This window comes from Photobacterium sp. DNB23_23_1 (genome assembly GCF_052873815.1).
On record NZ_JBNNXT010000040.1, the window covers coordinates 1 to 13,910 of the forward strand.

At 46.5% G+C, this 13,910-nt stretch carries 12 protein-coding genes and 1 riboswitch; of the genes, 7 read left to right on the forward strand and 5 right to left on the reverse strand.

Annotation, left to right across the window (positions count from 1 at the left end):
- Positions 1 to 133 precede the first annotated feature (133 nt).
- Positions 134 to 382 (reverse strand): CG2 omega domain protein, encoded by a 249-nt coding sequence (locus tag ACVA53_RS19885; RefSeq protein WP_446506036.1) that lies wholly within the window; start codon positions 380 to 382, stop codon positions 134 to 136.
- Positions 383 to 467: 85 nt separating this feature from the next.
- Entirely contained in the window at positions 468 to 1,082 is a 615-nt protein-coding gene (locus tag ACVA53_RS19890) for a TetR/AcrR family transcriptional regulator (protein ID WP_446506037.1), read from the reverse strand.
- 120 nt (positions 1,083 to 1,202) lie between these two features.
- Between ACVA53_RS19890 and ACVA53_RS19895 the strand changes: the two genes are divergently transcribed.
- On the forward strand, positions 1,203 to 2,381 hold the full coding sequence (locus ACVA53_RS19895) for an MBL fold metallo-hydrolase (protein WP_446506038.1): 1,179 nt from the start codon (positions 1,203 to 1,205) through the stop codon (positions 2,379 to 2,381).
- Between the two features lie 36 nt (positions 2,382 to 2,417).
- Here ACVA53_RS19895 and ACVA53_RS19900 read toward each other — a convergent pair whose 3' ends face one another.
- The 3 genes from ACVA53_RS19900 to ACVA53_RS19910 form a co-directional block, all read right to left on the reverse strand.
- A complete protein-coding gene (locus ACVA53_RS19900) occupies positions 2,418 to 3,077 on the reverse strand; it encodes a cupin domain-containing protein (protein ID WP_446506039.1) in 660 nt (219 codons plus the stop codon).
- A 737-nt stretch (positions 3,078 to 3,814) separates the two neighbouring features.
- Positions 3,815 to 4,135 carry a hypothetical protein gene (locus ACVA53_RS19905; protein WP_446506040.1) on the reverse strand — a complete coding sequence of 107 codons (321 nt, stop codon included), beginning with the start codon at positions 4,133 to 4,135 and terminating at the stop codon, positions 3,815 to 3,817.
- A gap of 225 nt (positions 4,136 to 4,360) precedes the next feature.
- Entirely contained in the window at positions 4,361 to 5,446 is a 1,086-nt protein-coding gene (locus ACVA53_RS19910; protein ID WP_446506057.1) for a LacI family DNA-binding transcriptional regulator, read from the reverse strand.
- Between the two features lie 327 nt (positions 5,447 to 5,773).
- On the opposite strand from ACVA53_RS19910, the gene ACVA53_RS19915 reads away from it, so the two are divergent.
- From ACVA53_RS19915 to cspE, 6 genes are all read left to right on the forward strand, one after another.
- Complete coding sequence (locus ACVA53_RS19915; RefSeq protein ID WP_446506041.1) at positions 5,774 to 6,943, forward strand: glycoside hydrolase family 88 protein; 1,170 nt, start codon at positions 5,774 to 5,776, stop codon at positions 6,941 to 6,943.
- A gap of 37 nt (positions 6,944 to 6,980) precedes the next feature.
- Positions 6,981 to 7,961: a TRAP transporter substrate-binding protein DctP gene (gene dctP, locus ACVA53_RS19920; protein WP_446506042.1), complete on the forward strand. Its 981-nt coding sequence runs from the start codon at positions 6,981 to 6,983 to the stop codon at positions 7,959 to 7,961.
- 93 nt (positions 7,962 to 8,054) lie between these two features.
- The gene (locus tag ACVA53_RS19925) at positions 8,055 to 9,980 is read left to right on the forward strand and encodes a TRAP transporter large permease (protein ID WP_446506043.1); all 1,926 of its coding nucleotides are present in this window, start codon (positions 8,055 to 8,057) and stop codon (positions 9,978 to 9,980) included.
- 11 nt (positions 9,981 to 9,991) lie between these two features.
- Complete coding sequence (locus tag ACVA53_RS19930; protein WP_446506044.1) at positions 9,992 to 11,737, forward strand: DUF2264 domain-containing protein; 1,746 nt, start codon at positions 9,992 to 9,994, stop codon at positions 11,735 to 11,737.
- Positions 11,738 to 11,811: 74 nt separating this feature from the next.
- Entirely contained in the window at positions 11,812 to 12,717 is a 906-nt protein-coding gene (locus ACVA53_RS19935) for an ROK family protein (RefSeq protein ID WP_446506045.1), read from the forward strand.
- A gap of 278 nt (positions 12,718 to 12,995) precedes the next feature.
- Positions 12,996 to 13,205, forward strand: a complete 210-nt coding sequence (gene cspE, locus ACVA53_RS19940) for a transcription antiterminator/RNA stability regulator CspE (protein WP_107349178.1) — start codon at positions 12,996 to 12,998, stop codon at positions 13,203 to 13,205.
- A 405-nt stretch (positions 13,206 to 13,610) separates the two neighbouring features.
- Positions 13,611 to 13,787: riboswitch (Lysine riboswitch) on the forward strand.
- Positions 13,788 to 13,910 lie beyond the last annotated feature (123 nt).

The following is a 13,910-nucleotide window of genomic DNA, read 5'->3' on the forward strand; positions in this document are numbered from 1 at the left end:
TCCCAACTAGAAATCAACTAGTTGGGATTATCGCCTAACTGCAGGATCGTTCAAGTTAGCTTAAACGATCGGCATTAATCCAGCGGATGGCTTTTTTGATCGCTTCAATGAGCAAATATGATGAACGTTGGATTTAGTAGGTTTCTTTTTTGGGTTTCTTGTCTTTTTTATTGCCTTTGCCCGGATTGTTATCACCGTGAACACTGCGGTTTTCTTGGTTCTTTTTCCATTGCTCACACTCTTCCGAGGTGATTTTGACATTGTCAGATTCGAGTTTTAGGCAGTCTTTACTGATTTCGAATCCGTCGCCAGAAATCTTTACATCAGCATTGACTTCCCCGATAAGTAGTAGGGCAAATAGGCAAGAAAAAACTCGGGACATGGCACACTCCTTGTTGTGGGTATCACATCAAGTGTAGAAGCCCGTTAGAGCTTTAACTGCGAACTTTTAGGCGAATAGAATAGGCTTAGCCCGTCTGAACTTCATATGCCGCAACAAATGTTTTGACCGCCGATTCAATGGTGGCCTGCTGTACGTTGGCGTCCGGTGCTGGCATATGGGCCATGATCTGGGGCCAGAAAACAGTGGCTTTTAGGCTGGCAATGAATTGCTCTGAGGCAACGTCTGGGTGGGCGACATCAAGTTTGCCTGCAGCAATGCCGTCGCGGATCCACTGGCTAAGACCATGGCAGTCGTCGAGAGGCTGAAATTTATCAACCATTAAAGCTGCGAGATCTTTGGAGCGGATACACTCACTCATCACCACGCGTGCAACTGCCATGAAGCAAGGGCTGCAGAGCAAGGCTACCTCTTTGTGTGCAATATGCGTTAGCTGGTCTTCGATACTCTGTTCTGGGTTGAACGAAATAGAACTGATCACCTTAACGTTTGACACAAGCCGCTCAACAATGACTTCGAACAAGCTTTCTTTGGTTGGGTAATACTTGTAAAGCGTTCGCTTGGAGACTTCGGCTTTTTTCGAGATCGCTTCCATACTCGCCTGTTCTAACCCTTTTTCTGAAAAAATTTCCAGCGCGGCACAGACGATATTTTCCTTTTTTATTTCAGCGACTTTACCCATAAAAATTACCCATGTACGTAATGATGTCGAATTAAAAGGTAAACGGTGGTGTTTACTTTCTAATTTTAGTGGCTATGATGAAAAGTATACACCATCGTTTACTTTTGAGGCTAGCAACAAATGAAAACTACACTGAAAGCATCTTTGGTTGCCGTAATGGGGGCCCTTGGCTTAGTGGCATACAGCAGTGGAAGTGCAAATACAGACGGCAGTTATGTGCGTAGCCATGAGATCCGGGAAGCGCGCATTGCCAGCTCGCCTCAATTTAAAGATGGCAAAGCCATTAGCCATATGCCCAGTGTAAAAAGTGAAGAGGGTATGCTGTCGGTCATGTGGAAATTCTTCATGCAGCGCGATCAATATAAGCCCCAGCAACGTCTGCAATTCCAGGCGGTAGATACCCCATTGTTGGAAAGCCCGAGCAGCGCATTGCGAGTCACTTGGCTGGGGCATTCGTCACTGTTTTTGGAAGCCGATGGTGTGCGCATGTTGATTGACCCGGTATTTGATTACGCATCACCGTTAGCATTTTCCAGAATGTTCTCGCGTAATGTTGATGCACCGGTCAGCCGTGAAAGTTTGCCCCAGCCGGATGTGATTTTAATCTCCCATGACCACTACGATCATTTGGAAGAGAAAACCGCCCGTTTTTATGCTGATAAAAATGTAAGGTTCTTCGTTCCATTAGGTGTTGGACGTCATCTTGAAAAGTGGGGGGTGAAGCCGGGCAATATTGAAGAGTTTGACTGGTGGGAGAGTATTGCCGTCGGTACGGTTCGCATTACCTCGGCGCCTGCTAATCATAATTCAGGCCGCGGCCTATTCGATAGTAATCGCACTCTTTGGTCATCCTGGGCGATTCAAGCGGAGGCTGGCAGTGTGTTTTTCAGTGGTGATTCGGCCTATGGCGATCATTTCAAGCAAATTGGTGAGCGGTTAGGTCCGTTTGATATGACCTTTATCGAAGTTGCGGCCAATGTCAAAGACGGTAAAGGCTACCCGGTAGAGGGATGGGGCCATATGCAGGCTGCCCATACCATGCAGGCGCACTTGGATGTCGGCGGTGACAAACTGTTTCCCGTTCATTGGTCAACGTTCGAATTGTTCCTGCACAAATGGGATGAACCGGTCAATGATTTGATTGCTGAGGCGCAAACTCACGGGGTGGAACTGGTGACGCCGCTGGTAGGCCAGAGCTTGGATATGTCACAGCCATTCCAGACGACGTTTTGGTGGCAGGATAGTGAACAGTGGCAGGTTGAGCCGGATGTGAGCCAGCTGGCTTTCAGGGCTGAATAATGCGTGGTTATTTATAATAGGTCACATCTCATCCACTTAATCGCCTTGTTGCGGTAAATGCCCTGTTTTCACCCAGATAACCGTTTCTTGCTCGACAAAGGGGAAGTGCTCACTGAGATGGGGGCTGCGCAGCCAAGTACCTGTTGGGTATAGGCCAAATTCATCCTGAAACTGACCAGAGAGCACCAGTATTTCTTCCCCTCCCCAGTGGTGGTGGGGCTGGAACCGCTCACCGGCTGGCCATTTCACCAAGGCGGTGTGCTGGTGGCCGAACTCGTGCAGCGGCATGACTTGCAAACCACCGATCCCTGCTAGCCAAGGTGCCTTGTTAGTATCGATGCTGATCTGTTGGCTGTCTTGCGTCAAAAACTGGTTGAGTTTGACGAAGATAGTACAGCCTTGTTTGCTGAACGGCGCGTGTTGGCTCCCCGGCGGATTACGGATATAGGTTCCGGGCCCGAAATCACCGGTCTCATCCGAGAATACACCCTCAAGGACAAAGATTTCCTCACCCATAGGGTGAGAGTGGGGGGCAAATGACGAGCCTGCTGCGTAGCGCACGATGCTAGTGGTATGGCCCGTTTCTTTGGCTTGTCGTTCAAGCGGCTTGCGCCATACTCCGTTAGCGGGACTGGGCAGCCACTCCATCTTCTTGGTGTCTATTACCAAGCGTTGCTGAAAATCCATATTGTGCATGCGTGCCCTCGATGCTGAGTGTATTAGTTCGTCGCTATTTTCATTGTGGGTCGGGCTAGCTTCGCTGGCCACTACTGTGTTCGATCGCCATATAAGTATCATTATCGGCCACTGAATGGTCAATGAAGACTTTGTGGGGGTCATCGAGGTTGGCTTGGGGGGCGCAGTAGCTGATATTAAAAAGCGCCAAACTTGTCCGGCGCTTTTATGGTGGTTGAGCTTACTAAATGTGTATGGAAAGGTTAAAGCTCAAATTCTGGCTGTTTTTTCTTCACTGCATCATGAGTGCCAATATACAGTAATGTTTGCTCTCCTATTCCACGCATGAAAAAAGAGAGACAAGCTGGGCATTGAAGTTTTTCTTGTCCGGTTGTGGTGAGTGGCTTTTCATGCCATTTACGCCTAACTCGGTTTAAACCAGAGGTGCAATAACATTCTGGGCATCGAATGGGTACTCTCATAACATCGTCCTTCTGACCGCTCTGCTTGGTTGTCAATTAATCAGAAAAGGACGTTAAAAAACTTGATGTGCATCTTGTTTCTTAGTTGAGTTTATGGCTATGTAATGAAGTTTTTAATAAGTGAGACCAATGTCCTGATTGGTGTTAATGTAATGTAATGCACAGTTACAAGTGGACACATTTAGACTGGAGTGAATAGATTTCCCTGTGGGTGGGAATAGCAAAGTAAAATGACACGATCCCTGTGTACAATTACGCATTGGTATTTGGGTTTAGTTATTCGCAACCCAATATCGCTTGGCGTTTGGCCATCAGCTCTTTTGACATTGACTGGGCAGTAATACGCATACCTTTTTGTTCTAGACCGATCAGTAATTGCATTCGCAGATTCTCAGCGCGCTCTTCTAACGATTGACGTTCACCCTCAGGCTTCTCCGCGGCTTTTTCGTAGCAACCAACAATGGATTTAAATAAGTGAGATTCAAAGCTGGTTCTTTCCTCCGGCTTAATAGTTTGCGATTCATTTACTTCGCCATTGGCTTTGCGGCGGTTGTAGTCTTGAATTTGGTTTTCAGCGATTAGATCGAACACACTCATAGCATTACTTTTCTTGGGGGATAATTCGTGACCATCATAGCTTCGTTGCTTGAATAGGCACTGAAAAATGACTTGGGGAAATGTATCTAAATGTGTTTTGAGTCGGGCAGGGGTGTGCCAAGAAATGGAAGGCCTGAGTCATATTCAGGCCACTTGTTAGGTACTTCCCAGAAGGAAATCATGTATGTATTTGATTGATAATCACTTCCACTATGCTTAATCTTGTTATTGCGGTGCAGCTACCGAGCCCCTTTGGATTAACTCTACTGCCATACTTGATCGGGTGGCCACTTTGGCTGGTGTGCTCATTATAGTGATCAACTTGTGTACGGCTGTTTGGGCTATTTTATTGTAATCGGCGCTGATTGTGGTTAGCGGGGGAGTGGAGATGGCACCAACCCCTAGATTGTCAAAGCCGATCACAGAAATATCTTCTGGCACTCTAACCCCAAGACTCGAAAGGGCTTCAATAAGCGACAGTGCCATCATGTCACAGATACAAAATACCGCGGTACAATCGTTAAAGACACCTTCATCAATGAGTAGAGGCAGTATTTCACGAGCTCCAAAATCACCTGAAGGGTTGGTGATTAGCTCATTTCCGCTTAGCCCTCGGGCTGACTCCACTTTGTCTGCATATTTAACAAAGTCCACAACGACGTCGTCTCTGTCGAACTCGATACCAGCCATATTCATAGCCCTCAAGAAACCATCGGTTCTCTGGTAGGTTGAGTGCCGGTCATTGGCCGTTAGAATTTTGATCTTTGAATGGCCGTGGCGGATCAGGTGATCCGTTGCAAGAAAGCCGCCGAATTCATAGTCAGGTGAAATGCTTTGGTATTGCATATAAGGATCAACACCGTTGATGATCACAATCGGCAGTTTGGTTTTTTGGCCCTGTCGGATCACATCTTGATTCGGCGTACCTAATATCAACAAGGCTTGTGCTTGATCCAGCCGGCTGCTCAATTGCTCATCCGATGTCAATTGGTTGAACATCGACATCTCTAATTTGATGTTGAGCTTACTGGCTTCGATTTTAAGCTCATTGAGCAAGGTGCCATAGAAGGTATGAGGGGCAAATGCCGAGTCGTCACAAAATACCGTCAGCGTATCAAGAGTTAGTGGAATTTCCAGCGCACTTCTTTTCTTCACATACCCCGTTTCCTCGATGATTGCCTCAACTCGTTTTACCACGTCCTCTTTGACCTTGGGGCTGCCATTTAGAACCCGTGAAACCGTTGCTTTGGATACGCCAGCGATGGTCGCAATGTGTTCGAGTGTCGGCTTTTTATGTGAGTTTGTTTGCATTTTCAAAGTGGGCTCCTGCGAGGCGGCGGGTACCAAAGGTACTTGCTGTCACCAATGTGCAATATGGCATTCATCTAGCCGTAGTTGTAAAGCAACTATCAGAACAATACAAGCAGTTTTCATTAAAATCATGAAACGTTTCATTATTTGCTGTTGTTTCATTTCGTGGTTGTTATCACAGATAGTTCCATTCATTTGGGTAAGATAAAAATCAATCAATGACATCTCGCAGTCATGAAATTGCATTTATTTTATCTTTTCATGATTCCATGAAACATTTCATTTTGCCGGGGTGGTCACATTTATCTCTATGCTGAGGCTTTGGAAATGACGCAGAATTTGGAAAAGATCAAACACGACATTATCGCAACTATTGAGCGAAATGCGCCGGTCATTGGTATTCGAAACCCGATGGTCGGTGCGGGAGCAAAGGACTTTACTTGGCTGTATCCGGATGAGTATTTCTGGACAGATTCGTTTTGGACTGGGCAACTGTGGCTAGCTTATATGCTGACAGGGAAGCAGGAGCTTAAGAATATGGCTCGTATGCGCAATGCTCATATGGCCAAAATCCTCGATAAACCTCTTTGGCTTAACCATGATTTGGGCTTTGAATTTAGTTTGTCTTCGGTCGCTGACTACAAGCTAACCGGTGACCCTAAAGCACGAGAGCTTGGACTTCGAGCAGCAGAGGCATTGCGCAGCCGCTATAACTGGAACGGAAACTATATAGTGGCTTGGACAGCCGGCGCTGAAGATAAAGCCCATGCAGAAAGTGTTCAGGGCAAGATTATCATCGACTGTATGCAGAACTTGTCTTTGTTGTGGTGGGCGTATGAGGAAACCAATGTGGAATCCTTTAAGCAGGTTGCAATTGGGCAGGCCGAGACGACGCTTCAGCACATAGTGCGTGAAGATTACAGTACCTATCACACCTTTGATTTTGACACTTCGACCAACAAGCCGTTACGTGGCTGTACCCATCAGGGCTATGCGGATGAGTCATGTTGGAGCCGCGGCCAGGCTTGGGCGATCCATGGTTATGCCCAAATGGCTTTAATGACGGGTGATATGCGTTATGCCGAGGTCAGTGCCAAATTAACCGACTATATGCTTGAGAAAATCACTGATGACATGGTGCCGGTGTGGGATTACTTGCTGCCTGAAAATGAAATTCAATATAAAGATACTTCAGCCGGATCGGTAACATCGGCCGGTCTGTTTATTTTGGCTGAAGTACTTGAGCGTCAGGGCGACAAAGGTCAGGCGGCCAAATATCACGATGTGGCCATGCAAATGCTGCTGGCGCTGCGCGAACACTATGACTTAACCCATGTTGAAGGGGCGCAAGGGTTGCTTTCCGATGCCGCTTCATCTGTCCCCCATGCGATTGAACGCGACTTAGATTACTTGGCCAATGCCATGCTGCCATATGGTGATTATTACTATTTTGAAGCGGTATTACGCTCGCTCGGCCATAACAAATTGTTCTGGTAATGGTTAAACAATAACGTTGAACTAAAAGGATAAAAAAATGAAAGGAATGAAAACCAAGCTTCTGCTTCTCGGTGCACTGGTATTGGCATCAACCAATATTCACGCTAAAACCTACAAATTTGCCACCAACATTCCAAGCGAGGATGCCGCTGGTACCTTGTTGACAGAGATGGGGCAGACAATTAAAGACCGCACTGATGGCCGGGTAAGTCTTCGCTTCTTTTGGAATGGCACGCTCGGCGGCCAAGCCCAGTACCTGCAACAGATCCAAAGTGGCGTGATTGATATGGGGTTGGTCAACAGTGCGACACTGGAGAACCTTGCACCTGAAATAACGCCGATTAACCTGCCTTATATCTTCAGGGACCTGGAGGAGTATGAAACGACCATGCTCAATCCTGAGGTCAACAAGCAGATTTATGATGCGGTTGCGTCAAAAAATGTGTACCCAATGGGCTTTCTTAGTAATGGCTTCCGCAGTGTCTATACCACTCGCCCAGTCACAAGCCTTGAAGAGTTGGAAGGTTTGAAACTGCGTACTTCCCCGAGTGATACCTACATGAACTTGATCCGAGCAATCGGGGGAGTACCCACACCGATGGACTTTGGTGAGGTATACCCGGCATTGCAACAAGGCATTATTGATGGTGCTGAAGGCGGTTTAGCCGGATTGTGGGAAGTAAAGTTTGGTGAAGTGTCCAAGTATGCCTTGCGCACAGAACATACTCGACTCACTGACTTTGTGGTGTCGAGCGAGCGTTTCTTAAAATCGCTCAGCGATGAAGACAAAGCGATTGTCGAGGAGGAGTTCTTACGCACAACCAAGAAATCTTTCAATGCTGTTGCTGAGCAAATCGAAAAATCAGAAGCATTAGCTGCATCTGAACTGGGCGTTCAATATACCGTGATAGATAAAGAGCCTCTGATCGCTCGCATGCAGCCGATGTACGATGATGCTCTGGCTGATCCGGTCAAAAGCGAACTGCTCGAAACCATCTTTACGATTCAAGATCGTTAACCCCCTAAGCAGGCTGCTTACCCTACAGCAGCCTGCCTAACTTCAATAAATAACAATAAACAAGCACACTCCAATAACAACTAGGGATCGGATATGAACCAGTTAAATATTAACAACGCTGATTTGATAGAGCACCGGCCGTGGCGTTTTATCGAGGTGTTGGAGAAATCCCTCAAAGTCATTTTAACTTTCCTATTAGCGGCAATGAGTGTCTTGATTGTTTATCAGGTCGCTGCTCGCTATGTATTTAACTCGCCCAGCGCGATGTCTGAAGAGCTATTACGTTTCTCATTAATTTGGCTTGGTATTCTCGGCGCCGCCCTGTGCTTTATCAAATCCACCCATCTTAACTTGCCCCTGTTATTGGACTATGTATCACCATCAGTGCGCCAGAAGATGGAGCTGTTTAGCCGCTTCATGTATGTGCTGCTAGGGGCCGTGATGAGCTGGGGCGGTTATGTTGCTGCAACGAAAAACCTCAGTCTCTCAACCCCCACGTTACAGGTTCCTTTGGGGGTGGTACAAAGCGTATTGGTCATCAGTGGCATATTGATAATGATTAGCCAGGTGTATGCCATCGCCCAAGACATTAAACAGCAACCCCGCCAAGCATTGGTATTGCTTAGTTACATTGTCGGGGCCGGATTACTGGTTGTGGGATATTCTCAACTTAAACAGCTAGATGCCTTCGATGATTATCTCTATAGCAATATCGAAATGCTGTCTTTTTTCACTTTGTTTATCTCTTTTTTGTTTTTCTTGTTGATGGGAACGTCGATCGCTGTCGGGTTGGCTTTTTCCGGTATTTTCACTCTGTCGTTACAAATTGATTTTGTTAACTTGATGGGCACGACCAGTGAGAAGCTGTTTAGTGGACTTGATAGTTTCGGTTTTCTGGCGCTGCCGTTTTTTATTCTGGCAGGCAACATCATGAACCAAGGCGGGATTGCCAAGCGATTGATTGTTTTTGCTATGTTGATTGGTAAGCGCATTCCGGGCAGCCTGTGGCAGACCAACATTGTCGCCAATATGATGTTTGGCTCGTTGTCGGGCTCGGCCATTGCTTCTTCTACCGCTATTGGTGGGATCATCACGCCGATGGCAAAAGAGAAGAACTATGATATGCCGTTTTCGACAGCGGTTAATGCGTCCTCTTCTATTTCAGGCATGCTGATCCCGCCAGCGGGTGCATTTATTGTTTACTCCATGATCACCGGTGGTAGTGCATCAATTGCCGCTCTGTTTCTTGGTGGTTATGTGCCCGGTATTATTCTGGGCTTGAGTGTCATGCTGGTTGCTTACCGTTTTGCCCGCAAGAACAATTATCCTATAGATACAACCCATTACTCGTTTGGTGAGGTCGCGGATATCATTTGGCGAGCTGTGCCTAGTATGTTCTTGATTGTGGTGGTGATCGGCGGGATTATCGGCGGTATGTTCACAGCCATTGAAGCATCGGGAATCGCAGTCATTTACAGCTTGCTTCTTGCTATCTGTTACCGGACGCTTACCGTCAAAAGCTTGATGAAAACCTTGTATGACTCGGCACTGAGCACTTCAGTGATTTTATTCTTGATCGCGTGTTCTGGGTTAATGAGTTGGTCGATGACTTTCGCCAGCATTCCCGACACGGTAGGTGAAATGCTCGTTGCGGTGAGTGAGAATAAGTACATCATCTTGTTCGTGATAAACCTGACGCTGTTGATGGTGGGTGTATTTATGGACATGGCTCCGGCCCAGCTGATCTTCACCCCGATCTTGTATCCAGTAGTGACGAGCTTAGGTGTTGATCCTGTCCACTTTGGTATCATTATGATCTACAACCTCTCAATGGGTATTGTCACACCGCCGGTCGGCACTGTGCTATTTGTTTCGTGTGGTATAAGCGGCGAGAAGATAACGAATGTAATCAAGCCATTGCTACCTATCTTCTTTGTGCAGTTTATCGGCCTACTGCTGGTGACTTACGTGCCGATGTTAAGCCTTGGACTTCCAAAATTCTTCGGTTTAATCAGCTAGGAGGCCGAGTTATGAAACACGCTATTTTTACCAACAACCCAATGCAAACTAAGACTGATTTCCAGCAATTGGCGCGGGATTTGTTTACTCCCTTGCTTCCCTATTACCGTGAGCAAGGACCGAGGATCGATTTCGATGAGGGCGGTGCCTGCTTTGATATGGTAGCGAGCTCACTTGAAGGTGTGGCTAGGCCGCTCTGGGGTGTTATTCCATTGACATTGGGGGGCGGTGAGTTTGAACACTGGCCTTTAATTCGAGAGTTGCTTATTCAGGGAACAGAACCCAGCTCAGAGACATACTGGGGAGTATTGGGTGATGTAGACCAACGCAGCGTTGAGATGGCTGCGATTGGCTTATTGCTTGCTGTTTTGCCTGAACAAGGCTGGGAGCCGCTGACCGAACGACAACAGGATAACTTGGCGTTGTGGCTGGCGAGTATTCAAGATAAACCGACGTCCCATAATAATTGGTTGTTCTTTACTATTTTTGTCCAACAAGGGCTACGTAAGGTTGGACGCACTGACTTGGTTGATACCAAATTAGAGCAGCATTATCTTGAGAAAATTAAAAACTGGTATCTGGATGATGGCTGGTATGGGGACGGTGATATTGAGGCCGTTGATCATTATGGTGGCTTTGCCATGCATTTCTACGGCCTTATCTATGCGACGTTGTTCGAACATAAAGATCCGGCTTATGCAGAACTGTTTATCGAGCGAGCCAATGCATTTGCAGAACCCTTTAGCTATTGGTTCGCAGACAATGGCGATACCTTAGCGCAAGGGCGATCTCTGACTTACCGCTTTGCATGCTGTGGCTTCTGGGCGGCCTATTCAGTTGTTGGGGAAGCCACGTTTACACCAGGGCAAATTAAAGGGTTGTGGGCACGGCACCTTCGCAGTTGGCAGCACAAACCTATTTTTACTCACGATGGCCGGTTGAGTCGAGGATATGACTACCCCAACCTCCACATGTGTGAGGTATACAACTCACCGACGTCTCCCTATTGGGCGATGAAAGCGTTCTTCCCACTAATGCTGCCTGATGATTCTGATTTCTGGGTGTGCGGGGAAGAGCCTCTGGCGTACCGCAACAGTGTGGTTGCCATGCCAGCCAATAAGACATTGGTTCAGCGAATTGATGGCAATAGCATTGTTCATTATGGGGCAAATATTCATCCGCTATTTCAGCTCGATAAATACAATAAGTTTGCTTACTCGACTTTTGGGGGCATGGATATTAATGCCTTGCTTTATAGCGAAAAGCTTAGCTTCGGCGATAACATTTTGGCACTGAGCTTTGATCAGGGCGCCAACTGGCAGATGCGTCAGAAAAACCTAGAGGTTACTGTCTCTTCTGACGAGCTATCCATTTACTGGCAATCTGGTGAGGTCAAGGTACTTACTGTCATATCCGTTGATGGGGAAGAGGGATTTAGCCGTCGCCACAGTTTCGAATTTGAGCGAGAGGTTTGGCTTGCCGAAACAGGGTTTGCGGTGGGTAAGTGGTACCAAGAGGAGAAAGTCCTCCGGGCTAGCGGATTGCAAGAGGCGGTTATAGGGGCGGAACTTTGTGTTCAGGGCTGTAATGGTACCTCGATAATCAAGAGCCGGGACGATCATGAAAAATCAGCCCACCTCACCACCCGAGTACATACCGATGTGTCTTTCCCACGCAGTGCCGTGCCGTTCTTGCTCACTAAGCTTCCGGCTGGCAAACATACCCTGGAGAGTTATTACAAGATGGGTAAGAGTTAATAGCATTCATTGAGTCTATTCGTTTAGGTTTCCCGGCCTTCGTTAAGGCCGATAAAAAGGATATTGGGGGATATATGTACAAGATTGGTTTAGATGTGGGTGGAACGAAGATATCAGCCGCTTTGTTTGATGCCGAAAATAGGGTTATTCACCGGCAAAGATACAGTACGGATAAATCATCGTATGAAAATTTTATTGGGCAAATCTTGGCAGTGATCGAGGCGTTCAAAACGGAAGCTGGTGATAAAGCCTTGGTGGGGATCGGTCTGCCGGGCGCCATCGATGGTGAATCTGGCGTGGTGAAAAACTGTAACTGCCAAGTGGTCAATGGCCATAACCTTGAAGAGGATTTGGCAAATCATCTTGGTCATCAGGTTCATATTGCCAATGATGCTGATTGTTTTGCCTTAGGGGAGGCTTGCTATGGTGCTGGTGAAGGTAAACAAGTCGTTTTCGGTATAGTACTCGGAACCGGATGCGGGGGTGGTTTAGTTATAAACCAGACGCTGGTTAGAGGGCCAAATCGGTTGACCGGGGAGTGGGGCCACAACCCACTGCCGGGTTATGATTTGGAGATAGATGGTAACGTCGACCCTTGCTATTGCGGCAGGGCGCATTGTATCGAAAGTTTTCTGTCCGGGACTGGCATCGCGAAGCGATTTGCCACTACTTATGGTGAAGCGTTATCTGCTGCTGACATATTTAAGCACATTGACCATCGGGCGGATTGCTCCAGTTTTTATCGGCTTTATGTCGACCAGCTAGCCCGTGCATTGGCTAGCATCATTAATCTTATTGATCCTGACATGATAGTGGTTGGTGGGGGACTATCAAAACAAAGCCGTATTTTTGAAGATTTGCCAACCGTTTTGCCAAAGTATGTCTTCGGAGGTAAGTGCAACACGCTTGTGTTACCCGCTAAGCTGGGTGATGACTGCGGGATATACGGTGCTGTGAAGGTTGGCAGTCAATGTAGCTAACGCTATTTATACGTCATGGATCTTGGCTGAGGAAAAAAAATGCATTTTTTTAAAAATAATGCTGTACATAAAGCGCCCAGCTGTTAATATCCCTCTCGTTCTTAGAACAAAGAGTTATTCAATGCAACATCAAGTACAAGTTAAACCTTTAGCTACTTTTACGTTATCGTACTGTATCTCACTGTTTCCCTTAGATTGAACGTAACATTAAATAATTCAGTAACCAATCATATCGCATACTGCGATTAGTTTATTAATGAATTTATAAGGGGCAGTCTATGTCTAAGTCAACTGGTATCGTTAAGTGGTTCAACGAAGAGAAAGGTTTCGGTTTCATCACTCAAGAAAACGGCGGTGCTGATGTATTCGTACACTTCCGCGCTATCGCTTCTGAAGGTTTCAAGACTCTTGCTGAAGGTCAAAAAGTTTCTTTTGACGTAGAACAAGGTCAAAAAGGCCCACAAGCTGCAAACGTTGTAGCTCTGTAAGCCGAAACTTACTTTGTGATAAAATGCTGGCTTAGGCCGGCATTTTTTATGTCTGTCATATCTGTTGCATTTTTCCTCCAATACCTGCTGTTATGTCCCCTTGTTGCGTAAATATGCAACCAACTCTTTTTCGGTAATACTTCTCTGTTTCTGTAATCAAACCCAATTTAAATCACCACATCTCGATACTCGGTCTACTTTTATGTGAAATGACTGGGGTAGGGGAAAGGGTGAGCACTCTGGTTGTTTCCCCTGCAGTTCAATGCTTTTCCAGTGATTGATAATGTTAAATTAATGTTTTAAGAAATAATTTTCGTGATCTTTGTCACGTTACGTGGCCAATTCAGTTTGGTTTGGCCAGATTTGTGTTTTATTCAATATAGAGTGAGAAGTTATTCAGTCTTACTCGTTAGTAGAGGCGCATTGCCTAACAGTAGTTTAGTGAAGGTCGACAGCCAGAGAAGCTAAATGAAAGGAGCCAATGCCGAAGCAGTACCGGTCGTCAGCCATGCTGCTGGGGTTGTTCTTAATAGGAACAGCACTGTCATCCAGACCCTGTCTGGATGGGGAGCTACCGCAATTTTTGTCATCGAACAGGTAAGTTCGTCTACCTATTTCGTACAGCCTTTGTCTGCTCGCGCGTTTCTATACTCCCCCCTCTTAAATACTCAAGTCACTCCAGGCTGCTTGAAGTCGCTTGGGTAT

What these genes read in the sequence shown, in the direction of transcription:
- ACVA53_RS19925 (WP_446506043.1), top strand. Translation starts at nt 8,055, where the DNA reads ATGAACCAGTTAAATATTAACAACGCTGATTTGATAGAGCACCGGCCG.
- ACVA53_RS19890 (WP_446506037.1), bottom strand. Translation starts at nt 1,082, where the DNA reads ATGGGTAAAGTCGCTGAAATAAAAAAGGAAAATATCGTCTGTGCCGCG.
- ACVA53_RS19935 (WP_446506045.1), top strand. Translation starts at nt 11,812, where the DNA reads ATGTACAAGATTGGTTTAGATGTGGGTGGAACGAAGATATCAGCCGCT.
- ACVA53_RS19885 (WP_446506036.1), bottom strand. Translation starts at nt 382, where the DNA reads ATGTCCCGAGTTTTTTCTTGCCTATTTGCCCTACTACTTATCGGGGAA.
- ACVA53_RS19910 (WP_446506057.1), bottom strand. Translation starts at nt 5,446, where the DNA reads ATGCAAACAAACTCACATAAAAAGCCGACACTCGAACACATTGCGACC.
- ACVA53_RS19900 (WP_446506039.1), bottom strand. Translation starts at nt 3,077, where the DNA reads ATGCACAATATGGATTTTCAGCAACGCTTGGTAATAGACACCAAGAAG.
- cspE (WP_107349178.1), top strand. Translation starts at nt 12,996, where the DNA reads ATGTCTAAGTCAACTGGTATCGTTAAGTGGTTCAACGAAGAGAAAGGT.
- dctP (WP_446506042.1), top strand. Translation starts at nt 6,981, where the DNA reads ATGAAAGGAATGAAAACCAAGCTTCTGCTTCTCGGTGCACTGGTATTG.
- ACVA53_RS19895 (WP_446506038.1), top strand. Translation starts at nt 1,203, where the DNA reads ATGAAAACTACACTGAAAGCATCTTTGGTTGCCGTAATGGGGGCCCTT.
- ACVA53_RS19905 (WP_446506040.1), bottom strand. Translation starts at nt 4,135, where the DNA reads ATGAGTGTGTTCGATCTAATCGCTGAAAACCAAATTCAAGACTACAAC.
- ACVA53_RS19915 (WP_446506041.1), top strand. Translation starts at nt 5,774, where the DNA reads ATGACGCAGAATTTGGAAAAGATCAAACACGACATTATCGCAACTATT.
- ACVA53_RS19930 (WP_446506044.1), top strand. Translation starts at nt 9,992, where the DNA reads ATGAAACACGCTATTTTTACCAACAACCCAATGCAAACTAAGACTGAT.